Source organism: Microlunatus sp. YIM B11417, assembly GCF_059617205.1.
The window spans coordinates 447463-472129 of sequence record NZ_JCAMPJ010000005.1; the positions used below are offsets into that span (position 1 = coordinate 447463).

The window sequence follows — 24667 nt, forward strand, 5'->3', positions numbered from 1 at the left end:
CGCACTTTGTGAAGTCCCTTGCAGAACTGATTTCCCTGACTCATGATGGCGTTACCCACTGGGTGAATACGGCATGGGAGGGATCGGGGTGGACCGCCGGCATGTTCTCCCGACCCTTCCGCTGGATCAGTTGCTCAGCGAGTTGCAGAGTCGGCTGACTGCGGTGCTGGCCGCCCGCGACGGCGTGCATGCCCTGCTCGATGCGGTCGTGACGATCGGAGCCGAGCTCGATCTGGAGACGGTCCTGCAGCGGATCGTGGAGGCCGCCCGGACGCTCGCCGACTGCCGGTACGCCGCGCTGGGAGTGATCGGGGAGCAGGGTGAACTCGCCGAGTTCCTGCCGGCCGGGATGACCGACGAGGAGGTCGCGGGCATTCCGGAACTGCCGCACGGGCGTGGCCTGCTCGGGTTGTTGATCAAGAACCCGCAGGTGGTGCGGCTGCCTGATCTGTCGGCTCATCCGGAGTCGTACGGCTTCCCACCAGGCCATCCGCCGATGCGCCGGTTCCTCGGTGTGCCGATCTTGATCCGCGACGAATGCTTCGGAAACCTTTACCTGACAGAGAAATCGGGCGGTCTCGAGTTCGACGAGCAGGACGAGACGATCGTCCAGGCGCTCGCGTCGGTGGCCGGCATCGCGATCAAGAACGCCCGGCTCTACCAGGAGACGAAGGCCCGCGAGGTCTGGCTCGACGCGATCGCGGAGGTGACCCGGATCCTGCTCTCGGGTGCCGATCGGCGGGAGGCGTTCGGCACCGTCGTCGCCCGGGCCCGGGAGATGACGGGCGCCGCTGCGGCCTGGATCATCCAGGCCGAGGACGACCGGCTGCGGGTCGACGTGACGGACGGGATGCCGGAGCTGGCCGGCCGGGAGTTCTCCGCCGAGGGCTCGGTGTCCAGCCAGGTGCTGCGGACCCAGGAGCCGGTCCTGTTGACCGATCTGGAGCAGGTGGCGGCGACGTTCGACCTCGACCTGCCCGGCCCGACGCTGCTGTTGCCGCTCGGGCCGACCTCGCAGGGCATCCTCGCCGTCGCTCGCCGTACCGGGGGGGTGCCGTTCTCGGCCGACTCGATGCGGATGCTGGGATCGTTCGGCCAGCAGGTCGGCGTCGTCATGGAGCTCGCGGACGCCCGCCGGGAGGCGGAGCGGTACGGCCTCATCGACGACCGGGAACGGATCGGCCGGGACCTGCACGATGTGGTGATCCAGCGGCTGTACGGCGTCGCGATCCAATTGGTCGGGGCGGGCCGGATCACCTCGAAGCCCCAGGTCGCGGAGCGGATCCAGTCCGCCGTGGACAACCTCGACGACACCATCCGGCAGATCCGTTCGACCATCTTCGCGCTGCAGGCGAGCGACGGCGTGGTCGCCACCCGGCCGCGGGTACGGATCACCAGGATCGTCGACCAGGCCGCCGAACAGCTCGGCTTCCTGCCGGCGGTCCGGACGTCCGGGCTGCTCGACACGAACCTGCCCGATCCGGTCGCCGACGATCTCTGCGCGGTGCTCAGTGAGGCGCTCTCCAACGTCAGCCGGCACGCGAACGCGACCCAGGTCGACGTCGCGATCGATCTGTCCGACGACGGCCTGCTCGACGTCCGCGTCGTCGACAACGGAGTCGGTCTGGGCGAGGCGGAGCGGCGCAGCGGGCTGGCGAACCTGGAGCGGCGCGCGTCCCGCCGGGGCGGGTTCTTCGAGGCGGGGCCGGGCGACGACGCCGGGACCGTCGTGGTGTGGCGGGTTCCGGTGCGGTGAGCCGGGTCAGTCGCCGCCGCGGTCGCGGTACGCCGCGCGCCGCTGGCCGGCCTTCAGTGTGGCGGCGAGTGCCGCGGCCTGGGTGCGGCGGCGCAGGTCGAGCTTGGCCAACAGGTTCGACACGTAGTTCTTGACCGTCTTCTCGGCCAGGTAGAGGCGTTCGCCGATCTGGCGGTTGGTCAACCCTTCGCCGATCAGCTCGAGGATCTTGCGTTCCTGCGGTGTCAGCACCCGGGTCGGGTCCTCGTCCTCGTCGGTCCGCCGGCGCAACTGTTCCAGCATCCGCGCCGTACTCTCCGGATCCAGCAGCGACTGGCCGGCGGCGAGCGCCTTGACCGCCCCGACCAGATCGGTGCCGCGGACCTGCTTCAGCACGTAGCCGGCGGCACCGGCCATCACAGCGTCGAACAGGGCGTCGTCGTCGGCGAACGAGGTGAGCATCAGGCAGGCCGTCTCGGGGTTGCGGGACCGGACCTCGCGGCACACCGAGACGCCGTCCCCGTCCGGCAGTCGTACGTCCAACACGGCGACCCGCGGGCGCAGGGCCAGGATCCGGGCCACGGCCTGTTCGGCGGACTCGGCCTCGCCGATGATCCGGATCTGCGGGTCTTCGGTGAGCAGGGCACGAACGCCGCGCCGGACCACTTCGTGGTCGTCCACCAGCACGACGGTGATCTCGTCGGACCCTTCCATCAGCCCAGCTAAGCACAGCCGCCGCGACAGGTGGTGCGGTCGAAAGACCCTTGCCCGCTTCGAGCGCCCGATGCTAAGGGTGTTGCGTGCTCAGGGCGCCCGCGATGGTGTTGTCGATGATCGCCTCGAACGTCTGCGGCACCAGCAGCAGCCGGTCGGTGTAGCTGATCTCGCCGAGGCTGCGATAGCCGTCGATGACCGTACGGGCCTCGGCGGGCGGCAGGTGCCAGCGGACCATCGACCGTTGCAGGGTGAGATCCAGCAGCCGCCAGATCTCGGAGTTGTGGCCGGCCCGGCCGAGCAGTTCGTAGACGGTGTGGACGGCGTGACAGAGACCCTCCGGATCACCGTCGTCGTAGACGCTGCCGACCCGGCGAGCGGCCTCGGTGATGGCCGCGAACTCGGCCCGGGACAGGTCCGGCAGGGCATGCTCGCAGAGCCAGCCGAGAAGCAGGCGTCCGACGTCGAGCAGGTCGATCAGGGCCTCGTCGGTGAGGGCGGCGACGCGGCGGACCCGGTGCGGCTGTCCGTCGATCAGCCCGGCCACCATGAGGATCCGGATCGCCTCGCGGACCGGGGTGGAGCTGACCTGGTAGCGGCGGGCGAGTTCGACCTCGCGGACCGGTTCGCCGGTGCGCAGCACACCACTCACGATGTCGGTCCGCAGCCGACGCAGGACGACGTCATGCCGGTTGTCGCTCTCCGGCCGTGCGGGCGGGGCGTCCTCGACGGCGGCGCGACCGTTGCGCAGGGCCCGATCCAGCTTGATCGTGAACTCCTCGAGCGCCTCGGTGGTCTCCCGTTCGGCGCGCTTGAGCTGGCGATCCCGGAACAACTCGGCGATCCAGCGGATCCGCGCCGCCCAAGCCGGCCAGGGCAGCCAGATCTCTTCCGGGAACCTGATCAGGGAACCGGCTCGGGTCAGTGTCCGGTCCAGCGCTCGGGCGAGTTGGGGCTGGCGACAGGCGCGGCCGAGTTCGGTGCCGAAGGTGTGTGCTGCCCGTACGATCTCGGAGCCGTCCTGCCGGTCGAAGCGCCCGGCGATGTCGTCGATCCGCCCGGCGAGCCGCTCGATCTCGGGACCGGGCGCGCGGGCGTCGGCGCGCTCGATCGCGGCGGGGACGAGCAGGCTGAGCAGCTCCATCAGTTCGACCGCGCGGCGCGGGGTGGGCCGGACGATCCGGCGCCTCCGGTTCGCGCCGCCCTCGACGAAGCCCTCGGCGATCAGATGCCAGACGGCTTCCCGTACCGGGGTGGGGCTGACGCCCAGCCGCGCCGCGAGCTGCAGCTCGGTGATCGGCTCGCCTGGCCCCAAGGCGCCGGTGAGGATCTCCCGCCGCAGCCGCCGCAGGACCTCCGGATCGTCCGTCACGCCATTCACCCCCGCATGAAATCTACAGATGATCATCGTAGTCGGATCAGATTCTGTCCGCGTCGATCAGCCAAGGCTGGCCGCTTTGTCGGCCATGCGCCGGTGCATAGGCAAGCGAGACGAGCATTGCCCGGAGTTAAACGTCTCACACTTCTGCACAGAATCTTGCCTTGGATTGTGCAGATTCTATAGATTGACTCCGGTTTTGCGATGGGCTCAGCTGATCGGGGCGTGGGCCCGCCGCAAGCCGTGACGCCCGGGTCCCGACCACATTCGGGGGATCGGTCGAGGCCCGGGCGTTCTTCCCTTCCGGACGGTGCCGGCTCACTCAGGTGGGTCGGCACCGTCGCGTTCCCGGTGTCGGCGTCCTGCTCGGCTTCGTCGGCGGCATCTTCCTGTTCGACGCGATCGACCTGCCGGAGTCGTGGCCGGTCGACGAGCCGGTGCTCGGCTGGATCTTCCTGATCGGCGGCTTGGTCGTGCTGGTGCTGAGCATCGTCCAGCAGGCGCTGCGGACCAGGATCAAGCTGACCGTCGAGCGCCGGACCGACGTTCCGGACGCCTGACCGAACCGGCCACCCCGGCAACCCGCCGGGCCGGCGGTGTCAGGCCGTGGCGGTGAGCCAGGCTCTGTGGAAGGTGGCGTAGTCGGGGAAGCGCGTGGTCGTGGCTTCCTGGAGGACGGCGTAGTGGCGATCGGAGCCGCGGAAGGCCGAGCGGTCCAGCGTGGTGTCGGCGAGCAGGACCAGGGCGGTGCGGGCCATCACGTACGCGGTCGTCCGGGAATCGATCGGGGCACCGAGCGAGAACTGTTCCGGCGCCATGAACCGCGACGAACCGAACATCCGGCCCATGTCGTTGCGGTGCGGCCCGCGACGGTACGTGTCGAGGTCCATCACGGTGAGCCGCCGCCGTGCGAAGTCGTACAGCATCGCCCCGTCGTAGAAGTCACCCTCCACCCACCCCGCGGCATCCAGCTCGGCATGCAGGTCGTACAAGGCGTCGAGCGCGGCCAGAATGTCCGCCACCGGCAGCGCCCGGAACCGTGCCTGAGGACTGTCCGGCCCGCCGCGATTCCCCAGCAGCTCACCCTCCCGCCAGTCGTAGACCAGCAGTGGCCCGCCCGGCGATTCGATCACCGTGTGCAAGGTCGGCAGTGCCGGATGATCAACGGAACGTGCAAGATCAACAGCGTTGCGCAGCAGTGCGACCCGGCCGTCGAAATCCAGATAGGGTTCCGGATTCGCCGGATCACCGGCGGTCTTGACGAAGTAGCGGCCGTCGCCGTTCCGCACTCCGTACGAGACGTTGCCGGAGTCCTGCGCGTCGAAGCGGGCGAAGATCAAACCGAGCTGCTCGAGGTAGCCGACCGGCTGGACCTCGATCTCACGGGGGAACACCCGGCGACGCTACCCGGTCCAGCGCCGGATCGTGCAAGAGTTCGGGCCATGGGCGAGGAATTCGATCATGAGGTCCTGGTTGTCGGTGGCGGCCAGGCCGGCCTTGCGGCCGGGTACTTCCTCGCTCGCGACGGCCTCGACTTCACGATCCTCGATGCTGGTCCAGCGATCGGGCACGTGTGGCGGTCACGGTGGGATTCGTTGCGGCTGTTCACCCCTGCGCAGTATGCGAGTCTGCCGGGCTGGCCGTTTCCGGCGGCGCCGGACACCTATCCGGGGCGCGATCAGGTGGCGGACTATCTGGCCCGGTACGCGGAGCGGTTCGAGCTGCCGGTCCGGTCGAACACGACTGTGACCCGGCTGGGTTCGACCGGTGACGGATACCGGGCGACGACAGCCGACGGTGCGGTGGTGCGGGCCCGGCAGGTGATCGTGGCCACCGGGCCCTTCTCCCGTCCGTTCACGCCGGCGACGGCCGCGGGGCTGGAGCCTGATCTGGTGCAGCTCCACACGGCCGCGTACCGGAACCCCGGCCAGATCCCGGACGGCTCGGTGCTGGTCGTCGGCGGCGGCAACTCGGGGTTCCAGATCGCGGCCGAGCTGGCCGCAGCCGGCCGGCGGGTGATCCTCTCCGAGGGCCGCCGCAACGCCTGCGTGCCGCAGCGGCCGCTGGGGCGGGACATCTTCTGGTGGCAGGACCGGCTCGGTCTCTTGCGCCGGACCGCGGACACCCCGTTCGGCCGGCGGATGAAGGACAACGACGGCACGGTGATCGGTTCCTCGCGCCGCGGACTGGTCCGGCTCGGGGTTCGGCTGCGGCCGCGGTTGGCGCGCGCGGAACGGCGACGGGTCGGTTTCGTGGACGGTACGTCCGCGGAGGTCGACGCGGTGGTCTGGGCGACGGGGTTCGAGACCGACGACTCCTGGATCGATCTGCCGGGAGTCCTGGACGAGCGTGCCCGGCTCGTCCAGCAGCGCGGGGTCGTGACCGGCGCCTCCGGCCTCTACACGCTGGGGCGAGCCTGGCAGCACACCACCGGCTCGGCGCTGCTGGGCTTCGTGCAGCACGATGCCCGATGGCTCAGCGAGCGCATCCGGACCGGCCCTCGCCCGGGGGCGCGGAGTTGATCAAGGATTGCAGGCGACTCAGCTCAGCTGCGCGTCCCGGTCGGCCAGCCAGTGACAGGTGCGGATCAGCCCGGTCACGTACGAGCTGGAGTCGTCACCCTGGCCCAGGCACCACTCGGCGGCACCGAGTTCGTTGATCAACAGGGCCGGCCCCAGCGCGTCCCGTTCCTGCCTGGACAGCCGGCTCACGGCATCGAAGCCGGAGAGCAGAGCGTCGACCAGGTCCACGAAGGCGGGCCAGCGTTCGCGAGGAGCGTCCATTGCGCCGAGCACTCGGTTCCCGAGCCACCGAGTGACGTCGCAGATCCGCGGGGCGGTGGACAGATGATCGAGATCGATGAATCCGACGACGTGGCCCTCACGGATGAGGATGTTGCCGTCGTGGCAGTCACCGTGGGTCAGCTGCCGGGGCAATCCGGCGGTCGCGGCGGCGAGCCGGGGAGACAGGCGGTCGAGTTGGCGGGCGAGGCCCGGGTCGGCTGCGCGTACCAGGGGAAACGCGTCCGGGCCGACGCGCTCCTCGAGGACCACTTCGTACGAGCCGCTGGGGTAGGGGCACTCGGCGAGCGCCAGCAGCATCCGGGCGATGGCTTCGCCGACTCGGCGATAGATCTCCCGGGCGTCCGGCCGCTGTTCCAGAACGTCGGTGTCGAAGGGAATCCGGGGCAGCAGCAGGTAGAACTCGCCGTCGCGTTCGGTGCAGATGCAGCCGTCGTCGGTGATCACCGGTAGTACGACAGGGACCCGTGCTCCCTGCAGCACGGACAGGATCCGGAACTCGCGGGCCAGCCGCAGCCGGGGCGCCTCGGGATCCCACACCATGGGCCGCTTGAGGACGTACTCGCGGCCGTCCTCGGTCGTGACCTGCCGGACCCGGCCGTCCGGCTCGGCCACGATGGGGTCGGATCCGAGCACACTGGCCCATGCTTCGAGCGGCATGCGGGCACTTTACGGTGGCGAGGCCTTTGCGGATCAGATCCCGCCGGATCAGGCTGCAGTCAGGGGTTGCAGGTGACCCCGGTGGCGTGCACGGGGCAGTAGCCGTTCGGGTTCTTGTCCAGGTACTGCTGGTGGTAGTCCTCGGCGAAGTAGAACTCGCGTGCGGGGACGACGGCGGTGGTGATCTTGCCGTACCCGGCGGCGGTGAAGGCGCCCTGGAACTCGGCCAGCACCCGCTCGGCCACGTCCGCCTGCTCCGGGGTCGCGGTGTAGATCGCGGAGCGGTACTGGGTGCCGATGTCGTTGCCCTGCCGCATGCCCTGGGTCGGGTCGTGGTTCTCGAAGAAGATCTTGAGCAGGTCGGCGTAGCTGATCTTGTTCGGGTCGTACGCGACGCGGACCACCTCGGCGTGGCCGGTGCCGCCGCTGCAGACCTCTTCGTACGTCGGGTTGGGGGTGTAGCCGCCCTGGTAGCCGGCGGCGGTGTTGGTCACGCCGGTGGTCTGCCAGAACAGCTTCTCCGCGCCCCAGAAACAACCCAGCGCCAGGTAGGCCACGTCGGAGCCGGCCGGCGTGCTCTGCACCGGGATACCGAAGATCTCGTGAAAGGTCGGATTCTCCAGCACGGTCCGGTCCCGGCCGGGGAGGGCCGAGGCCTGGTCGATCAGGGCGGTCTTCTGGCGCAGGATCATGGTGACAGTCTGCCTCTCACGGCGCGGGACGAGGAATACGCCGGGGCCAACGCCTCCGCAGGGGGCGCTATTCCGGGCGATAGCCTGCCCGGGTGACCACGGACCGAGCCGCCGGAACACCCGGCTTCGCCACTCGCGCGATCCACGCCGGGCAGGAACCCGACCCGACCACCGGAGCGGTGGTGCCGCCGATCTATGCGACGTCCACCTATGCCCAGGACGGCGTCGGCGGGCTGCGCAACGGCTACGAGTACTCGCGCTCGGCCAACCCGACCCGGACCGCGCTGGAGGAGTGTCTGGCGGCGCTGGAGGGCGGCCGGTACGGGTTCGCGTTCGCCAGCGGGCTGGCCGCGGAGGACACGCTGATCCGGTCGGTCTGCCGGCCGGGGGACCACCTGGTCATCCCGCACGACGCGTACGGCGGCACGTTCCGCCTGTTCGACAAGGTGCACAGCCAGTGGGGCCTCACCGCGACCCCGGTCGACCTGACCGACCTGGCCGCGGTCGAGCGGGCGATCCAGCCGGGCCGGACCAGGCTGCTCTGGATCGAGACCCCGACCAACCCGCTGCTGGCCGTCGCCGACATCGCCGCGCTGGCCGATCTGGCCAGGAGCCACGGGGCGGTGACGGCGGTCGACAACACCTTCGCCTCGCCGTACCTGCAGCAGCCGCTCGCTCTGGGGGCCGACGTCGCGCTGCATTCGACGACCAAGTACTGCGGCGGCCACTCCGATGTCGTCGGCGGGGCGATCGTCGTGGCCGACGAGGTCCTGGCGGACAAGGTGCGGTTCCACCAGAACGCGATGGGTGCGGTCGCCGGGCCGTTCGACTCCTGGCTGGTCCTGCGCGGGCTGAAGACCCTCGCCCTGCGGATGGAGAAGCACAGCGACAACGCACAGGCCGTCGCCGAGTTCCTGAACGGGCATCCGGCCGTGGCCGAGACCATCTACCCGGGGCTGTCCCAGCACCCGGGGCACGAACTGGCGGCTCGTCAGATGCGCCGGTTCGGCGGCATGGTGAGCTTCCGGGTGGCGGCGGGGGAGCAGGCCGCGGTCGACCTGTGCGCCCGGACCAGGGTGTTCACGCTCGGCGAGTCGCTCGGCGGCGTCGAGTCGCTGATCGAGCATCCGGGGCGGATGACGCACGCCTCGGTGGCCGGTACGGCGCTCGAGGTCCCGGCCGACCTGGTCCGGCTGAGCGTAGGCATCGAGGATGTTAACGATTTGCTCGAAGATCTGGATCAGGCGGTGCGCGAAGCGGGGTCCGGACGGTAGCGTTCCGCAGGACGGTTGCGGGCGGGTGACGTCCGATCGGTGGACAGAGTGGTCCGCCGGTCGGCGCTGCGGACTTCTTCGACGGCAGGGCGGATGATCATCCGCCCTGCCGACGCCCCACTGATTCAGTACGAGAGCTCAGGCCGGGACCCGGGCCACGGTCCAGTCGACCGGGCTGCCGCCGGCCGCCACCAGTAGTTCGTTCGCCCGGCTGAACGGCCGCGAACCGAAGAACCCGCTCCGCGCCGACAGCGGCGACGGGTGCGCGCTCGCGACGTACGGCACCGGGCCCAGCATCGGGATCAGCGACTGCGCGTCGCGGCCCCACAGGATCGCGACCAGCGGACCGCCGCGGGCGACCAGCGCCTCGATGGCGACCTGCGTGACCCGTTCCCAGCCCTTGCCGCGGTGCGAGGCGGACCGGCCCGGCTGCACGGTGAGCACGCGGTTCAGCAACAGCACGCCCTGCTCGAACCACGGCGTCAGGTCGCCGGTCTGAGCCGGTTCGATGCCGAGGTCGTCGCGCAGTTCGGTGTAGATGTTGATCAAGCTCTTCGGCAGCGGCCGGACGTCCGGTGCGACCGAGAAGCACAGCCCCACCGGATGTCCCGGCGTCGGGTACGGATCCTGGCCGACGATCAGCACCCGGACGTCGGCGAGCGGCCGGGTGAACGCCCGCAGTACGTGCTCGCCGGCCGGAAGATAACCGCGGCCGGCCGCCAGCTCCTCCCGCAGGAACGTGCCCATCGCCGTGATGTCGGGTTCCACCGGGGCCAGGGCCTCGGCCCAGTCGGCGGCGATCAGGTCGGACAGCGGACGTGCCGGCACGGCGCCTCCTTCTCGGTCGTGATCAGGTCGGTCATGATCAACGGGCGCGGTGCGCTCTGGGAGATGCCTCGTCGCCCAGCGGCTACCGTACTAGGCCCGAAACGCCTGCTCCGCTACGGTTGGACTACCCCTGGGGCGGGGGTACGACTGCGGGGGCCGGCGGTGGAGGGTGGCATGGCAATAGGGAAACGGGTCCGGTCAGGTGCAGAGCCGATCGATCCTCCGGGCAAGCGCGCGGCCGGCGACGAGCCGGGTCCGGACTTCGTCGAAGATCATCCGCGCCGGGCGGACCCGGTCTCGGCGGAGCCCGACCAAGATCAGGAACCGGCCGATGATCAGGCCGCGGACCCCGAACTCGTGATGGAGCAGGCCGAGCTCGAGGAGGCCCAGGTCGAGCCGCTGCCGGCCGACGGCGTGCCGCACGGACTGAAGATCGCCGCCGGCTGGGCCTGGCGCGTGCTGCTGGTCGCAGCCCTGGTGCTCGGCCTCGCCTTCCTGTTCCGATTTCTCTCCGAGGTGACGATTCCGCTGGCGATCGCCACCCTGCTGACCGCGTTGCTGTCGCCGGTCGCCTCACGGCTGCGGAAGTGGCGCGTCCCGCGCGCCCTGGCCGCCGCGATCTCCGTGGTCGGCGGCCTGGCCCTGCTGGCCGGGGTGCTCACCTTCATCGTGCAGCAGATCGTCCGGCAGTCCGGCGAGCTGGCGACGAGCGCGATCCAGGGCTACCAGCAGTTGCTGGCCTGGATCGCCGGGCCGCCGCTGAACCTCGACAGCGGGCAGCTGGCCGAGTACGGCAACCAGGTGCTGGCCTGGATCCAGACGATCGACCTGGCCGCCATCCTGCCCGGCTATGCGGCCGGCGTCGGCTCCGGCGTCGGGCACTTCCTGGCCGGCTTCGCGATCTGCCTGTTCGCCCTCTTCTACTTCCTGTACGACGGCCGCGGGGTGTTCACCGCGCTGCTGAAGTTCGTCCCGCGGGCCGCCCGGCCGAGGGCGGACGCGGCCGCGCGGAACGGCTGGAACTCGCTCGTCGCCTACGTGCGGGCGACCATCGCGGTCGCCTTCGTGGACGCGATCGGGGTGCTGATCATCGCGCTGATCCTGCGGGTCCCGTTGGCCATCCCGCTGGCCGCGCTGGTCTTCCTCGCGGCGTTCATCCCGCTCGTCGGCGCGCTGGTCTCCGGGTTCGTCGCGGTGGCCGTCGCGCTGGTCGCGGTCGGGCCGATCCAGGCGTTGATCATGCTGATCGGGATCATCGTCGTGATGCAGGTCGAGAGCCACGTGCTGCAGCCGTTCCTGCTCGGTCGGGCCGTCGCGCTGCACCCGCTGGCGGTGCTGCTCGCGATCGCGATCGGCGTCATCCTCGGCGGGATCGTCGGCGCCCTGCTCGCCGTACCGCTGCTGGCGTTCGCGAAGACGTACATCGCCTCGCTGGCCGCCGGCAGCGAGTCCGCGCCGCCGGTGGTCAAGCGCTAGCTCAGAGCGCGGAGCCCTGCTGGTACTTCGCCCAGGAGACGTCCCAGTCGGTCCAGCCGTTGCCCCACTCGGTCTCGCGGTTGCTGCCGGTGGTGATCACCGGCGAGCCGACCTCGGCACGCTGGAACAGCCAGTAGGCGTCGTCGGTCTTCATCCCGGTGCAGCCGTGGCTGGCGTTCACCTTGCCCATGTTGCCGGCGTTCCACGGGGCGGCATGGACGAACTCGCCGGACTGGGTGATCCGCATGGCGAACTCGACCATCATGTTGTAACCCTCGCTGGAGTTCTCGTTGATGCCGACGGTCTCCGACGCCATCCGGGTCTTGTCCAGCTTCTCCATGATCAACTTGGCCCCGCTGCGGGTGGTGAAGCCCTTCTTGCCGGCGCTGATCGGAATGGTCTTGGCCTTCTTGCCGTCGATCTCGACGACCGCCTTCTTCGCCTTCAGGTCGACCTTGGTGATCACCGACCGGCCCACCGAGTAGCTCTTGGTCGAGGTGTTCTGGCCGTAGATCCCGTTGCCGGCGTTGATCCCGTTCAGGTTGGCGGTGACGGTGATCTTGGTCCCGGACTTCCAGTACGTCTTCGGCCGGAAGTGGACCTCCTTGTCGGAGAACCAGTTCCAGCTGCCCTCCTGGGCCGGCACCGAGGTCACCTTGAGATGCTTCTCGAACTCAGCCTTGTCCTTCACCGGCACGTCGAAGGTGAGCACCGCCGGCATCCCGACGCCGACCTTCTGGCCGTCCTTGGGGTAGATGTTGACGAACGTCTGCTTCGACCGGTCCACCGCCTTGGTGGTGAAGGTGATCTTCTCGGTCTTCTCCTCGCCGGCGGCGTTGGCGCCGGTGATCTTCAGCGTGTACGTCGCCGCGGGATCCAGCCCCGAGCCAGCGGTCCAGGTGGTCTTCTCGTCGTTCAGGGTGCCGGTCACCTTCGGCACGTCCATCTTCGGCGACCCGGTGCCGCCGTGCTCCAGCGTGACCTCCGACAGCTTGCCGTACTTCGCCGTCGCCTTGATCACCGTGTCGACCTTGACGCCGTCGGCATCGTCCTCGACGTTGGCGCTCAGTTCGACCGGTCCACCGGGCGCCTCGGGCTCCGGCTGCTTCGGCGTCTCCGAGTCGGACGGCTTCGCCCCGGGCGATGTCGGCGCCTCCGAGGCGGGCGGCTGACTGGACTGGGCCGGCCCGGTCGACGACGGCGGTACGGTCCCGCAGGCCGCGACGAGACCGGCCAGCAGGACGAGCGCCAACCAGCGGACTCCGGAAACTGCACGCGTGAACATCGAAAACTTCCCCCTTGACAACGCGCGGACCCGCCCGCGCCCGTCCAGCCTCTCATTCGGTTCAACCACTATGCATGGTGACGCGGGCCAGCAACCAAACCGTGACGTGCCGGGAACCGCTGGGTGGGGAACCCCGAAGCAACCCTGATTCCCCAAGGCTCAACCTTCCATTCTGGTAAGTCCCGCTTTAGATTTTTGGCATGACTTCACCCGAGATCACCGAGATCCTGGAGGAACTGGCCGCCGGGCGGATCGACGCCGCCGAGGCCGCCCGCCGGATCGATGCGCTGAAGACCACGCCGGCCGCCCCCGCCGCCGAGCCGACCAACGAGGAGCTGGCCGCCCGGTCGGGCACCTCGCCGAGCGAGGAAGGTGCCTGGGCCGCTGCGACCGACCGCCCGCAGTACGCCTCGTACACCAAGGAAAGGGTCGGGTCCGCCGGATCCGAGACCGAGGCCGAGCAGCCGGCGGAGGAGCCGGAGCCGCCGAAGCGGTCCAAGCCGGTCAACACCCAGGGCGTCGAGCGGCTCTCCGTGCGCGCGATCGGGCGCCGGGTCCGGATCATCGGCGAGACCTCGGTGGCCACCGTGTCGGCCGACGGCCCGCACGTCCTGCGCCGCAACGGCTCCGTCCTCGAGGTGTCCAGCGACGGCGAGATGGGTTCGTCCCTGGACGGGTTCTCGATCCTGCGGGCCCCGCGCAACCTGGACGACATCCGGTCGCTCGGCCTCGGCAAGGAGCTCTTCCTGCGGGTCAACCCGAACCTGATCGTCGACGTCGAGGTGACCGCGGGCAGCCTGAACACCGAACGGGTGCCGCACCTGGGCAAGATCCGGGTCACCGCCGGCGGCGCCAAGCTGCTCGACGTCGCCGAGATCAACGACGCGCTGATCCAGGCCGGCCAGGCGACCATCAAGGGCGCCATCACGACCGGCCGCTCCCGGGTCCGGGCCGAGTCCGGGTCGCTGTCGCTGCACCTGTCCGACGAGTCGAACGTGACCGTCAAGGGCGATGCTCAGCTCGGCAAGGTGAGCTGGACCGGCGGGCACTCCGGGCCGGGCGACGAGGTCGTCATGGGCAACGGCAGCGCCAAGCTGGACATCGAGGTCGTGATGGGCCACGCGATGGTCCGGGTCGGCTCCGACGGCGACACCTGGACGAAGGACTGATGGCGGAGCGGACGCGGTCGCAGGCCCGGATCCCGGGGAGCCGGGCCCACGATCACCGTGCGCCGGACGCCTGTCCGGTCTGCGGTGTGCACCTCGCGGTGACCCGGCTGGGCTGCGGCTCCTGCGGGACCGAGCTGGCCGGCATCTTCCAGCAGTGCGAGTTCTGTGCGCTGAGCGACTCCGAGATCGAGCTGCTCCGAGTCTTCCTCTCCTCCCGGGGCAACCTGCGCGAGGTGGAGCGGTTCCTCGGCGTCTCGTACCCGACCGCCCGGCTGCGCTACGCCGACCTGCTCCGCAAACTCGGCCTGACCGGCGAGCCGGAGTCGACGGAGACCCTCACCCGGGACCAGGTGCTCGCCGAGGTGGCCAGCGGTGCCCTCACCCCCGACGAGGCCGCGCGGCTGATCGCCGATCTCCCCTGACAAACCACAACGTTCCCTGAGCCACGAGGGCGCAGGGAACGTTGTGCTGTACCGGGATCAGCCGACGTACGGCTCGATCGCGACGATGGTGACGTTGACCGACTTCCCGTTCGGGGTCTGGTAGCTCGCCTCGTCGCCCTTCTGCTTGCCGAGGATCGCCGATCCGAGTGGCGACTGCGGACTGTAGACGTTGAGGTCCGCGCTGTCGTCGAGGCCGAGCAACTCGCGGGAGCCGAGCAGGAACGTGTCGGTGTCCGACTCGTCGCCGTCGAAGGCGATCGTCACCTTGCTGCCGGGCCCGACGGTCCCGTCGCCGGCCGGCGCCTCGCCGACCTCGGCCTTCCGCAGCATGTCCTCCAACTGGCGGATCCGGAGCTCCTGCTGGCCCTGCTCCTCGCGGGCGGCGTGATATCCGCCGTTCTCCTTGAGATCGCCCTCCTCGCGCGCGGCGGCGATCCGCGCCGAGACCTCCTGGCGACCTTCGCCCTTCAGGTACTCCAGCTCCTGGGCCAGCTTGTCGCGGGCCTCCGGGGTCAGCCAGATCACCTGTTCCGTGTTCTCAGACATCGGACAAGCCTAGCAAGCTGTGCGGCGTTCAGCCCTGCAAACGGCATCCGTCCACGGATGCGGAACTGGCCCGGCGCAGCGTCTTGATCCGTACGGTGAGGTCGACCAGCTGGTGCTCGCTCGGCGGCACCGCGACCTGCATCTCGCCGACCCGCTCGAAGTCGATCGCCTGGGCGATGGCCAGGCAGGTCACCGGGACCGACGGGTCCTCCCGCTGCACCGTCAGCGTCACCTCGGTCTCGGTGTCGCTGACCACGCGATAGCCGGCCAGCTGTCCGCTGACCGCCGGCTGGGCGTGGATCGTGGCGACCCAGATCAGCCAGCCGAGCCCGACCAGGGCGACGGCACCGACCAGGGCGACGACCAGCTGCCGGGGAACCCGGGATCGCGGGTAGCGGTTCCGGATCCGCTCGGCGGCAGCGGCGTCGAGGCTCGGTTCCGGCTCGGGCACACGGCCAGTATCCAGCACCCGGTCCGGGCCGCGGATCCGGCCCGGCAGGCGGGCCCGATCCGCGCCCACCCGGCTCCAGGTGGCAGCATGTGCGCCATGACTGATCTCGCTTCTGGAGCCGCGGCGGGCCGGCCGGTCCGAGTGGACGCGGCCGGCGAGCCTCTGCGGCTGTTGCATGTCCACGCCCACCCCGATGACGAGTCGAGCAAGGGTGCCGCGAGCACGGCCCGCTACGTCGCCGAAGGCGTCGAGGTGGTGGTCGCCACCTGTACCGGCGGCGAGCGCGGTTCGATCCTCAACCCGGCCATGGACCGGCCGGACGTGCTGGACAACCTGGCCGAGATCCGCCGCCAGGAGATGGACCGGGCCCGGGAGATCCTCGGCATCCGGCAGGTCTGGCTCGGCTTCGTCGACTCCGGGTTGCCGGAGGGCGACCCGCTGCCGCCACTGCCCGAGGGCTGCTTCGCCCTGGTGCCGCCGGCCGAGGCCGCCGAGCCGCTGGTCCGGCTGATCCGCGAGTTCCGGCCGCACGTGATCACCACGTACGACGAGAACGGCGGCTATCCGCACCCGGACCACATCAAGTGCCACGAGATCAGCGTCGCCGCGTACGAGGCGGCGGGCGATCCGGAGGCGTACCCGGACGCGGGCGAGCCGTGGACCCCGCTCAAGCTCTACTACCAGTTCACCTTCCACCGGGACCGGATCGTCGCGCTGGACCAGGCGATGCGCGACCGCGGCCTGGAGTCGCCGTACGCGGAACGGCTCGCCGAGTGGAAGCCGGACCCGGAGCACCAGGCACGGGTGACCACCCGGGTGCCGTGCGCCGACTACTTCGCGGTACGGGACCAGGCGCTGCTCGCCCACGCGACGCAGATCGACCCGCTCGGCCACTGGTTCAGCGTGCCGCTGGAACTGCATCAGTCGGCCTGGCCGACCGAGGACTTCGAACTGGCCCGCAGCCGGGTGACGTCGACGGTGCCCGAGGACGACCTGTTCGCCGGCATCGCGGTGGAACCGGCGGCCGGCCACGGCAGTGGCAAGCAGGAAACGAGGGTCTCGGCATGATCGCGCTCGAACTGGACCCGAACCTGGTCAAGCCGGGCTGGACGGCGTTGATCATCGTGATCGTGCTGGCGGCGATCATGGTCTTCCTGTTCATCAGCATGATGCGCCAGATGCGCAAGATCAAAGTCCCGCGCCCGGGCGACGACGATCAGCCGGCCGACGGCGAGGCCAAGGCCGATGATCACGAGAACCAAGGGCAGCACAACGGCACCTGACGGTCGCCTAGCAAGATCAACTCGGTGAGGAGCGATTTCAGATGACGGTTGACCCCGCGCAGACGTACACGATCGGCATCGATTTCGGGACGCTGTCCGGCCGGGCCCTGGTGGTCCGCGTCTCGGACGGGGCCGAACTCGGCTCGGCGGTCCACGAGTACCCGCACGGGGTCGTCGACGACACCCTGCCGACGACGGGGGAGAAGCTGCCGCCGGAGTGGGCCCTGCAGGTGCCGGAGGACTACCGCGAGGTGCTCCGGAAGGCGGTGCCCGCAGCGATCGAGGCGGCCGGGATCGACCCGTCCCAGGTGATCGGCATCGGCACCGACTTCACCGCCTGCACGATGGTGCCGACCACCGACGACGGCACGCCGCTGAACGAACTGCCGCAGTTCGCCGACCGTAAGCACGCGTACGTGAAGCTGTGGCGGCACCACGCGGCGCAGGGTCAGGCGGACCGGATCAACCAGGTCGCGGCCGAGCGCGGCGAGCCGTGGCTGGCCCGTTACGGCGGCCTGATCTCCTCGGAGTGGGAGTTCGCCAAGGGCCTGCAGGTGCTGGAGGAGGATCCCGAGGTCTACGCCGCGATCGAGCACTGGGTCGAGGGCGCCGACTGGATCGTCTGGCAGCTGACCGGCCGGTACACCCGGAACGCCTGCACCGCCGGCTACAAGGGGATCCGGCAGGACGGCGCGTACCCCTCGAAGGAGTACCTGGCCGCGCTCAACCCGGACTTCGCCGACTTCGTGGAGACCAAGGTCGACTGGCCGATCATCCAGCTCGGCGAGAACGCGGGTGGGCTGTCGGCGCAGGCCGCGGAGTGGACCGGGCTGCCGGAGGGCATCGCGGTGTCGGCCGGCAACGTCGACGCGCACGTGACGAACCCGGCCGGCCAGGCGATCGCGCCCGGCCAGATGGTCGCGATCATGGGCACCTCGACATGCCACATCATGAACTCCGACGAGCTGCGCGAGGTGCCCGGCATGTGCGGCGTCGTCGAGGGCGGCGTCACCAAGGGACTGTACGGCTACGAGGCCGGCCAGTCCGGCGTCGGCGACATCTTCGGCTGGTACGTCCGCAACGGTGTGCCCGCCTCGTACACGGAGGAGGCCGAGAAGCAGGGCGTCAGCGTGCACGAGATCCTCACGGCGAAGGCGGCCGAGCAGGGTGTCGGCGAGCACGGCCTGATCGCGCTGGACTGGCACAGCGGCAACCGCTCGGTGCTCGTCGATCATGATCTTTCCGGTGTGATCGTCGGGCAGACGCTGGCCACGAAGCCGGAGGAGATCTACCGCGCCCTGATCGAGGCGACCGCGTTCGGTGCCCGGACCATCGTCGACGCGTTCAACAACGCCGGCGTGCCGGTCAAGGAGTTCGTGGCGGCCGGCGGGCTGGTCAAGAACCCGCTGCTGATGCAGATCTACGCCGACATCCTGGACCTGCCGATCACCGTGGTGACGTCCGACCAGGCGCCGGCGCTCGGCTCGGCGATCCACGCCGCGGTGGCCGCCGGTGCGTATCCGGACGTCGCCGCCGCGGCCGAGAAGATGGGCCGGTCGGAGAAGGCGAAGTTCAAGCCGATCGCCGAGAACGTCGAGATCTACGCCAAGCTCTACCAGGAGTACACGCTGCTGCACGACTACTTCGGCCGCGGCGAGAACGAGGTCATGCACCGACTGCGCGAGCTGCGCCGGGACGCGGCCGCGCGGCGGAACGGCAACTGATCATGGCCGAGATCGAACCGGACGAGGCACTGTTCCTGATCCGGCAGGAGGTCTCCGACCTGCACGCCGAGCTGCCGAAGAATGATCTTGTGGTGTGGACGGCCGGCAACGTGTCGGCCCGGGTGCCCGGCCGGGACCTGTTGGTGATCAAGCCCTCCGGCGTCCGGTACGAGGATCTCAGCCCGGCCGCCATGGTGGTCTGCGACCTGGACGGCAACCTGGTCGAGGGTGATCATGCTCCGTCGTCGGACACGGCGGCGCATGCGTACGTCTACAAGCACTGGCCCGAGATCAACGGCGTCGTGCACACCCACTCGACGTACGCGACGGCCTGGGCGGCCCGCGGCGAGCCGATCCCTTGTGTGCTGACGATGATGGGCGACGAGTTCGGCGGCGAGGTGCCGGTCGGCCCGTTCGCGCTGATCGGCGACGACTCGATCGGCCGCGGCATCGTCGAGACGCTGCGTGATCATCGTTCGAAGGCCGTACTGATGCAGAACCACGGCGTCTTCACGGTCGGGGCGTCGGCGAAGGCCGCGGTCAAGGCCGCCGTGCTCTGCGAGGAGGTGGCGCGCACCGTGCACGTCGCGCGGCAGCTCGGCGAGCCGATCCCGATCCCGCAGAGCGACATCGACAGCCTCTACGAGCGTTACCAGAACGTGTACGGACAACGACAAGGGTGATCATGACCGAACGAGTTCAGCAGGTGTGGTTCCTCACCGGAAGCCAGGGCCTGTACGGTCCGGAGACTCTTGATCAGGTCGCGGACCAGTCGCGCGCGATCGTTGATCAACTCAACGCCGCCACCGAGCTGCCGCTGGACGTGGTCTGGCAGCCGGTGCTGACCGATTCCGAGGCGATCCACCGGCAGATCCTGGCCGCGAACTCGGATCCGGACTGTGTCGGCGTGATCGCCTGGATGCACACGTTCTCGCCGGCGAAGATGTGGATCACCGGGCTGGACGCGCTGCAGGTGCCGCTGCTGCACCTGCACACCCAGGCCAATGTCGACCTGCCCTGGGCCGAGATCGACATGGACTTCATGAACCTCAACCAGGCCGCGCACGGCGACCGGGAGTTCGGCTACATCCAGACCAGGCTCGCGGTGCCGCGCAAGACCGTGGCCGGACATGTCTCCGATCCCCGGGTCCGGCAGCGGATCGGTGCCTGGCAGCGCGCCGCCCGGGGTGCTGCGGCGCTGCGCACGCTGCGGCTGGTCCGGTTCGGCGACAACATGCGCGACGTCGCGGTGACCGAGGGCGACAAGGTCGAGGCGCAGCTGCGGTTCGGGGTCTCCGTGAACACGTACGGCGTGAATGATCTGGTCGCCGTCGTCGACCAGATCGCCGACACCGAGATCGATTCCTTGATCACCGAGTACGTCGACACGTACGACCTCGCACCCGAACTGGTGCCGGGCGGCGACCGTCACGACGCGCTGCGGTACGGCGCGCGGATCGAGGCCGGGCTGCGGGCCTTCCTGACCGACGGCGGCTACGGCGCGTTCACCACGAACTTCGAGGACCTCGGCGGACTGCAACAACTGCCCGGGCTGGCCGTACAGCGGCTGATGGCTGCCGGGTACGGGTTCGGCGGCGAGGGCGACTGGAAGACCTCGATGATGCTGCACACGGTGAAGGCGATCGGTGCCGGGCAGCCGGGCGGCACCTCGTTCATGGAGGACTACACGTACCACCTGGCGCCCGGCTCGGAGAAGATCCTCGGCGCGCACATGCTCGAGGTCTGCCCGACCATCGCCGGGGCCCGGCCGAGGATCGAGATCCATCCGCTCGGCATCGGCAACCGGTCCGACCCGGTCCGGCTGGTCTTCGACGCGGCCCAGGGGCCGGCCACCGTGCTCGGCATCTGCGACCTCGGCGACCGGTTCCGCCTCGTGCTCAACGAGGTCGACGTGGTGCCGCCGGACCAGCCGCTGCCGAACCTGCCGGTGGCCCGCGCGGTCTGGCAGCCGAAGCCGGACTTCCAGACCTCGACCGAGTCCTGGCTCGCCGCCGGCGGCCCGCACCACACCGTGCTGTCCACCGCCGTCGGCACCGAGGAACTCGAGGACTTCGCCCGGATCGCCGCCGTCGAACTGGCGATCATCGACGCGGACACCACCCGCCGCGGCTTCGCCAACGAGCTCCGCTGGAACCAGGCCGCCCACCGCCTCGGCGTCGCCCTCTGAGCCCAGCGCATCGCGAGTGGATTTTCGCCGGTCAGTAGCGGCGAAAATCCACTCAAGACTCCGGTTTGAGCAAGGTCCGGGTCCGTCAGCTCGAGGGGGAACCGCTCCTATCTCAGGGCGCGGGAGGATCAGCTGGCGCCGTCGACGGGCAGTCGTCGGATCCGCAGTCGATCGGACAGGATGACGACGACGGCACCAGCCGCGAGGTCGTCGGCGACGGCAGGCAGGTTGGCGATGAGCACCGGAGCCTGCGCCTCCGGTGACTTGGCGACCCGGCGCAGGAGAACGAGGCTGGGCTTGGCAGCGCCGGAATTCGCCAGCAGCTCCCCGAAGTCGGTGTCGGCCGAGAGGAGCACCCGGTCTTGCTCGGCGGCCGCTGCCATGACGTCTGCGTCGGGTGCACCGAGCAGTCCAAGATCACGCGCATGGACGACGTCGTACCCGGCTGGCTCGAGGAGTTCGCAGAGTCGGGCGCTGAGACACTCGTCGACGAGCAGCCTCACGAGGCAAGCAGCGGCATCTCCCGCTGGTCGAGGGTCGCAGCGGCGAAGCGGAGTGCGGCGTCGATGTCCTCAGCAGACAGCTGAGGGTAGTCGTCCAGGACGTCCTCGCGGGCGGCACCCTCAGCGAGCCGTCCGATGATCATCGATACCGGGATGCGGGTGCCGCGGACGCAGGGCACGCCTCCCATGATCCGATGATCGACGGCGATTCGATCGAAAGCCATGCTTCAGCGTACCCCCGCGCGGTCGGTCGCGCTCCGCGCCCGAGCCAGACAGAACGCGTGGTGTCCGGCCTGGACGACCGATGGTTAGGCTTCCGGAGTGGCGATCATCGGGAACGCGATCATGCTGGAGTCGGTTGCGCCGGGGCGCGCCGTGGAGCTGGCCGAGTCGGCGGAGCGGCACGGGTTCGGGGCGGTGATGTTCTCGGACCGGTTCGCGCCGTGGACAGCGGGTCAGGGTGAGGCGTCGTTCGTCTGGAATGTGGCCGCGGCCGCCTCGGCGCGGACGACGATCCCGATCAATCCGGGCGTGATCAGCCCGTCCTACCGGATGCATCCGGCGGTGGTGGCGCAGGCGTCGGCGACCTTGGCGGCGCTGTTCCCGGACCGGCACTGGCTCGGCATCGGCGCCGGCGAGTTGATCAACGAGCATGTCACGGGGCAGTACTGGCCCGAGCCGCCGCGGCGGATCAACCGGATGTTCTCGGCGATCGACATCATCCGGAAGCTGTTCACCGGTCGCGAGGCCCGGCACGCCGATCCGGAGTTGATCATGGAACAGGCCCGGCTCTGGACGCTGCCGGAGCGGCTGCCGAAGATCCTCGTCGCGACCGCCGGGCCGGTCACGGCGCGGCGGGCCGGCGGGATGGCCGACGGCATGATCACCGAGGGCGGCAGGCCGGATCAGGTGGCGGGGTTGTTCGAGCAGTTGCGGACCGGCGCGCTGCGGGCCGGCACCGACCCCCGGCGGCTCTACCGGGTGGTCCGGCTGCACCACGCCTGGGCCGAGACCGAGCCCGAGGCGCTGGCGGCGGCCGTCGATCACTGGCCGGTCCCGGCGGTCCGCTACCCGGTCTCCGAGGTCCGCAACACCCGCGACTTCGAGCAGCTGGCCCGGCGCCTCCGCAAGGAGGACTTCGCCGACCGCATGATCATCTCCAGCGACCTGGACGCGCACCGGCAGCGGATCCAGCAGTTCCTCGATCTCGGTGTCGACGAGGTCCAGCTGCACCTGGCCGGGCCGGATCCGGAGCGGACCCAGAAGATCTTCGGCGCCGAGGTGCTGCCCAAGCTGCGCTGATCCGGCTCAGCCGGAGCCGGTGGAGGCCCGGATGATCAACTCCGGCGCCAGCCGCCGCGACTCCACCTCGGCGCCGCCGAGCTTGCGCAGCAGTGTCTGCAAGGCCAGCCGTCCCATCTCGTGCATGGGGGAGCGGATCGTGGTCAGCGGGATCGGCAGCGACGCGGCGAGCGGGGTGTCGTTGTAGCCGACCAGCGCGACGTCGTCCGGGATCTGCAATCCCTTGTCCCGCAGGGCACCCATGGCCCCGATCGCGGCGAAGTCGTTGGTGGCGAAGATCGCGTCCGGGTACGGGCGCCGGGCCAGGATCTGGTCGGCGGCCTCCCGGCCGGCGGCCGCGTCGAAGCCGTTGAACACGATCCGGTGCTCCGGGATCTCCAGCCCGGCCTCGGCGAACCGGTCGATCAGGCCCTGCGAGCGCTCGCGGGCCGTCGAGGCGAACGGCAGCCCGGCCAGGATCGCCACCTCGCGCCGGTCGGTGGCCAGCAGATGCTCGGCGACCAGCCGGCCCCCGGCCGGGTCGTCGCAGGTGACCGAGACATGATCACCGTGACGGCGCGAGGTCAGCACGAACGAGACCTCCTGCGCGGCCAGGTCGTCCAGGAAGTCGTCGTCGAGGTGCGCGTCGCCGAAGATCAGGCCGTCCACCCGGCGGTCCAGCATCTGCTGGGTCCGGACCCGCTGCAGGTCCGGCTTGTCCAGCGAGTTGGTGACGAAGGTGGACACCCCGGCCTCGGTGGCCGCCTCGTCGATGCCCTCGTAGATCGTGGCCAGCACGAAGTCCTGCAGTCGGGGAACGAGCACCCCGACCACGTTGGAGCGCGCCGTCCGCAGGCTGGTCGCGTGCGGGTTGGGCCGGTAGCCGTTGCGTTCGGCGGACCGGAGGATCGCGGCGACGGTCTCGGCCGAGGCCCACCGCTCCGGATGCGGCTCGGTCGGGTTGAGCACCCGCGACACCGTGGTCACGCTGACGCCGACGTCGCTGGCGATCATCCGTTGGGTGAACGGTCGCCGAGTGCCCGCCATTGCTGCTCCTGTCGTCGGTGCCGCCATTATCGCGGTGCCCGGCCTCGGGTCCGTACGGCCCGCAGCAGTGCCCCGCAGAATCCCAGCGTAATTCCACAATCGGTTGACCCAAACGATTGACTCAATCGATTGTGTAGCTCAGACTGAGCCGAACGGCACCGCCACGACCGGCGAGCCGGCGCTCGGCAGGAAGGGAACAGCGTGGCCCACATCGTCGTCCTCGGCACCGGTGGAACGATCTCGTCCCGCACCGGCTCGGACGGTGCGGCCGTGGCCAGTGACTCGGCGGAACTCCTGGTCGGCGCGGTCGGGGCGGAGCCTGGCCTCACGGTCGAGCCGGTCGACCTGCTCCGGGCCAACTCGTTCAACCTCGACCTGGCGGACCTGCGCACGATCTCGGACGCCGTCCGGGACCAGCTGGCCCGCGCGGCCGTGGACGGGGTCGTGATCACCCACGGCACCGACACGATCGAGGAGACCGCCGCGCTGCTCGACCTGGTCCACGAGGACGACCGCCCGGTGGTGCTCACCGGGGCCCAGATCGCACCGGATCAGGACGGCGCGGACGGCGGCCGCAACCTGCGCCAGGCGATCGCGGTCGCCGCGGCCCCGGCGTCCCGTGGCCTCGGCGTCCTGGTCTCGTTCGCCGGCGAGGTCTTCGCCGCCCGAGGCGTACGGAAGCTGCACACGCTGCGCCCGCAGCCGTACGTCGCCCAGGACGCCGGCCCGATCGGCCGGCTGGTCCAGGGCGAACTCCGCTACGCCGCCCGGCCGGTGCGGGGTGAGCCGCTGCCGAGGCCGACGGCCCGGTTCGACGAGACCCGGGTGGAGACCCTGGTGCTCTACCCGGGCGCCCGGCCCGACCTGCTGGACGAGCTGGTCCGGCAGGGCGTTCCCGGCGTGGTGCTGGCCGGCACCGGCGTCGGGAACCTCAACCGGCCCTACGTCGAGGCGGTCCGTGCGGCCGTCGCGGCCGGGACCGTGGTGGCGCTCACCACCCGGGTGCCGCACGGTCCGATCGCTCCGCTGTACGGCTCCGGCGGGGGCGCCGATGCGCTCCGTGCCGGCGCCGTCGCCGTCCGGGGCCTGCCGTACACCCAGGCCCGCATGCTGCTGGCCCTGCTGCTCAGCCACTACCCGCCCGACGAGGCGGCGGCCCGGTTGCAGTGCTTCTGAATCCGTTCCCAGG

26 protein-coding genes are annotated in these 24667 nt (G+C 70.1%); 14 read left to right on the plus strand and 12 right to left on the minus strand.

What is annotated here, in order from left to right:
* The first annotated feature begins 130 nt into the window (after window positions 1-130).
* Entirely contained in the window at window positions 131-1756 is a 1626-nt protein-coding gene (locus AC6CCG_RS24535) for a sensor histidine kinase (protein ID WP_496657372.1), read from the plus strand.
* 6 nt (window positions 1757-1762) lie between these two features.
* Here AC6CCG_RS24535 and AC6CCG_RS24540 read toward each other — a convergent pair whose 3' ends face one another.
* Both AC6CCG_RS24540 and AC6CCG_RS24545 read right to left on the minus strand, forming a co-directional pair.
* Entirely contained in the window at window positions 1763-2449 is a 687-nt protein-coding gene (locus AC6CCG_RS24540) for a response regulator (RefSeq protein WP_496657373.1), read from the minus strand.
* Window positions 2450-2522: 73 nt separating this feature from the next.
* A complete protein-coding gene (locus AC6CCG_RS24545; protein ID WP_496657375.1) occupies window positions 2523-3821 on the minus strand; it encodes a GntR family transcriptional regulator in 1299 nt (432 codons plus the stop codon).
* Window positions 3822-4153: 332 nt separating this feature from the next.
* Here AC6CCG_RS24545 and AC6CCG_RS24550 point away from each other — a divergent pair, with 332 nt between their 5' ends.
* Window positions 4154-4387, plus strand: a complete 234-nt coding sequence (locus AC6CCG_RS24550; RefSeq protein WP_496657377.1) for a hypothetical protein — start codon at window positions 4154-4156, stop codon at window positions 4385-4387.
* Window positions 4388-4426: 39 nt separating this feature from the next.
* Here AC6CCG_RS24550 and AC6CCG_RS24555 read toward each other — a convergent pair whose 3' ends face one another.
* Complete coding sequence (locus AC6CCG_RS24555; RefSeq protein ID WP_496657379.1) at window positions 4427-5221, minus strand: protein kinase family protein; 795 nt, start codon at window positions 5219-5221, stop codon at window positions 4427-4429.
* Between the two features lie 48 nt (window positions 5222-5269).
* On the opposite strand from AC6CCG_RS24555, the gene AC6CCG_RS24560 reads away from it, so the two are divergent.
* Window positions 5270-6349, plus strand: a complete 1080-nt coding sequence (locus tag AC6CCG_RS24560; RefSeq protein WP_496657381.1) for a flavin-containing monooxygenase — start codon at window positions 5270-5272, stop codon at window positions 6347-6349.
* Window positions 6350-6367: 18 nt separating this feature from the next.
* Here the strand turns inward: AC6CCG_RS24560 and AC6CCG_RS24565 are convergent, their stop codons facing one another.
* Complete coding sequence (locus AC6CCG_RS24565) at window positions 6368-7288, minus strand: phosphotransferase enzyme family protein (RefSeq protein ID WP_496657382.1); 921 nt, start codon at window positions 7286-7288, stop codon at window positions 6368-6370.
* Window positions 7289-7347: 59 nt separating this feature from the next.
* Window positions 7348-7980, minus strand: coding sequence for a peptide-methionine (S)-S-oxide reductase MsrA (gene msrA, locus AC6CCG_RS24570; protein WP_496657384.1), 633 nt, complete (start codon window positions 7978-7980; stop codon window positions 7348-7350).
* Between the two features lie 92 nt (window positions 7981-8072).
* On the opposite strand from msrA, the gene AC6CCG_RS24575 reads away from it, so the two are divergent.
* Entirely contained in the window at window positions 8073-9254 is a 1182-nt protein-coding gene (locus tag AC6CCG_RS24575) for a cystathionine gamma-synthase (RefSeq protein WP_496657385.1), read from the plus strand.
* A 138-nt stretch (window positions 9255-9392) separates the two neighbouring features.
* Here the strand turns inward: AC6CCG_RS24575 and AC6CCG_RS24580 are convergent, their stop codons facing one another.
* Entirely contained in the window at window positions 9393-10082 is a 690-nt protein-coding gene (locus AC6CCG_RS24580) for a uracil-DNA glycosylase (RefSeq protein ID WP_496657386.1), read from the minus strand.
* Between the two features lie 174 nt (window positions 10083-10256).
* Here AC6CCG_RS24580 and AC6CCG_RS24585 point away from each other — a divergent pair, with 174 nt between their 5' ends.
* Window positions 10257-11558 carry an AI-2E family transporter gene (locus AC6CCG_RS24585; RefSeq protein WP_496657387.1) on the plus strand — a complete coding sequence of 434 codons (1302 nt, stop codon included), beginning with the start codon at window positions 10257-10259 and terminating at the stop codon, window positions 11556-11558.
* A 1-nt stretch (window position 11559) separates the two neighbouring features.
* Here AC6CCG_RS24585 and AC6CCG_RS24590 read toward each other — a convergent pair whose 3' ends face one another.
* Entirely contained in the window at window positions 11560-12843 is a 1284-nt protein-coding gene (locus tag AC6CCG_RS24590; RefSeq protein WP_496657388.1) for a L,D-transpeptidase, read from the minus strand.
* A gap of 200 nt (window positions 12844-13043) precedes the next feature.
* On the opposite strand from AC6CCG_RS24590, the gene AC6CCG_RS24595 reads away from it, so the two are divergent.
* Window positions 13044-14012, plus strand: a complete 969-nt coding sequence (locus AC6CCG_RS24595) for a hypothetical protein (protein WP_496657389.1) — start codon at window positions 13044-13046, stop codon at window positions 14010-14012.
* Window positions 14012-14434 carry a DUF2089 domain-containing protein gene (locus AC6CCG_RS24600; protein WP_496657390.1) on the plus strand — a complete coding sequence of 141 codons (423 nt, stop codon included), beginning with the start codon at window positions 14012-14014 and terminating at the stop codon, window positions 14432-14434. Before AC6CCG_RS24595 ends, AC6CCG_RS24600 begins: the two co-directional genes overlap by 1 nt.
* A 57-nt stretch (window positions 14435-14491) precedes the next feature.
* Here the strand turns inward: AC6CCG_RS24600 and greA are convergent, their stop codons facing one another.
* Together greA and AC6CCG_RS24610 are read right to left on the minus strand one after the other, a co-directional pair.
* Complete coding sequence (gene greA / locus AC6CCG_RS24605) at window positions 14492-15001, minus strand: transcription elongation factor GreA (RefSeq protein ID WP_496657391.1); 510 nt, start codon at window positions 14999-15001, stop codon at window positions 14492-14494.
* 28 nt (window positions 15002-15029) lie between these two features.
* On the minus strand, window positions 15030-15452 hold the full coding sequence (locus AC6CCG_RS24610; protein ID WP_496657392.1) for a DUF4307 domain-containing protein: 423 nt from the start codon (window positions 15450-15452) through the stop codon (window positions 15030-15032).
* A gap of 96 nt (window positions 15453-15548) precedes the next feature.
* On the opposite strand from AC6CCG_RS24610, the gene mca reads away from it, so the two are divergent.
* From mca to araA, 5 genes are read left to right on the plus strand one after another with little or no spacing between them, the layout of a single operon-like run.
* A complete protein-coding gene (gene mca / locus AC6CCG_RS24615; RefSeq protein ID WP_496657393.1) occupies window positions 15549-16520 on the plus strand; it encodes a mycothiol conjugate amidase Mca in 972 nt (323 codons plus the stop codon).
* Window positions 16517-16735 (plus strand): hypothetical protein, encoded by a 219-nt coding sequence (locus AC6CCG_RS24620; RefSeq protein ID WP_496657394.1) that lies wholly within the window; start codon window positions 16517-16519, stop codon window positions 16733-16735. Before mca ends, AC6CCG_RS24620 begins: the two co-directional genes overlap by 4 nt.
* Before the next feature lie 41 nt (window positions 16736-16776).
* Window positions 16777-18459 carry a ribulokinase gene (gene araB, locus AC6CCG_RS24625; protein WP_496657395.1) on the plus strand — a complete coding sequence of 561 codons (1683 nt, stop codon included), beginning with the start codon at window positions 16777-16779 and terminating at the stop codon, window positions 18457-18459.
* 2 nt (window positions 18460-18461) lie between these two features.
* Complete coding sequence (locus AC6CCG_RS24630) at window positions 18462-19142, plus strand: L-ribulose-5-phosphate 4-epimerase (protein WP_496657396.1); 681 nt, start codon at window positions 18462-18464, stop codon at window positions 19140-19142.
* Between the two features lie 2 nt (window positions 19143-19144).
* Window positions 19145-20647 (plus strand): L-arabinose isomerase, encoded by a 1503-nt coding sequence (araA, locus tag AC6CCG_RS24635; protein ID WP_496657397.1) that lies wholly within the window; start codon window positions 19145-19147, stop codon window positions 20645-20647.
* Between the two features lie 128 nt (window positions 20648-20775).
* Here araA and AC6CCG_RS24640 read toward each other — a convergent pair whose 3' ends face one another.
* Both AC6CCG_RS24640 and AC6CCG_RS24645 read right to left on the minus strand, forming a co-directional pair.
* Window positions 20776-21150, minus strand: coding sequence for a DUF5615 family PIN-like protein (locus AC6CCG_RS24640; protein ID WP_496657398.1), 375 nt, complete (start codon window positions 21148-21150; stop codon window positions 20776-20778).
* On the minus strand, window positions 21147-21374 hold the full coding sequence (locus tag AC6CCG_RS24645; RefSeq protein ID WP_496657399.1) for a DUF433 domain-containing protein: 228 nt from the start codon (window positions 21372-21374) through the stop codon (window positions 21147-21149). Before AC6CCG_RS24645 ends, AC6CCG_RS24640 begins: the two co-directional genes overlap by 4 nt.
* A 97-nt stretch (window positions 21375-21471) precedes the next feature.
* Here AC6CCG_RS24645 and AC6CCG_RS24650 point away from each other — a divergent pair, with 97 nt between their 5' ends.
* Window positions 21472-22452 carry a TIGR03557 family F420-dependent LLM class oxidoreductase gene (locus AC6CCG_RS24650; RefSeq protein WP_496657400.1) on the plus strand — a complete coding sequence of 327 codons (981 nt, stop codon included), beginning with the start codon at window positions 21472-21474 and terminating at the stop codon, window positions 22450-22452.
* A gap of 6 nt (window positions 22453-22458) precedes the next feature.
* On the opposite strand, the gene AC6CCG_RS24655 is transcribed toward AC6CCG_RS24650, so the two are convergent.
* A complete protein-coding gene (locus tag AC6CCG_RS24655; RefSeq protein WP_496657401.1) occupies window positions 22459-23478 on the minus strand; it encodes a LacI family DNA-binding transcriptional regulator in 1020 nt (339 codons plus the stop codon).
* 201 nt (window positions 23479-23679) lie between these two features.
* On the opposite strand from AC6CCG_RS24655, the gene AC6CCG_RS24660 reads away from it, so the two are divergent.
* A complete protein-coding gene (locus AC6CCG_RS24660) occupies window positions 23680-24654 on the plus strand; it encodes an asparaginase (RefSeq protein ID WP_496657402.1) in 975 nt (324 codons plus the stop codon).
* Window positions 24655-24667 lie beyond the last annotated feature (13 nt).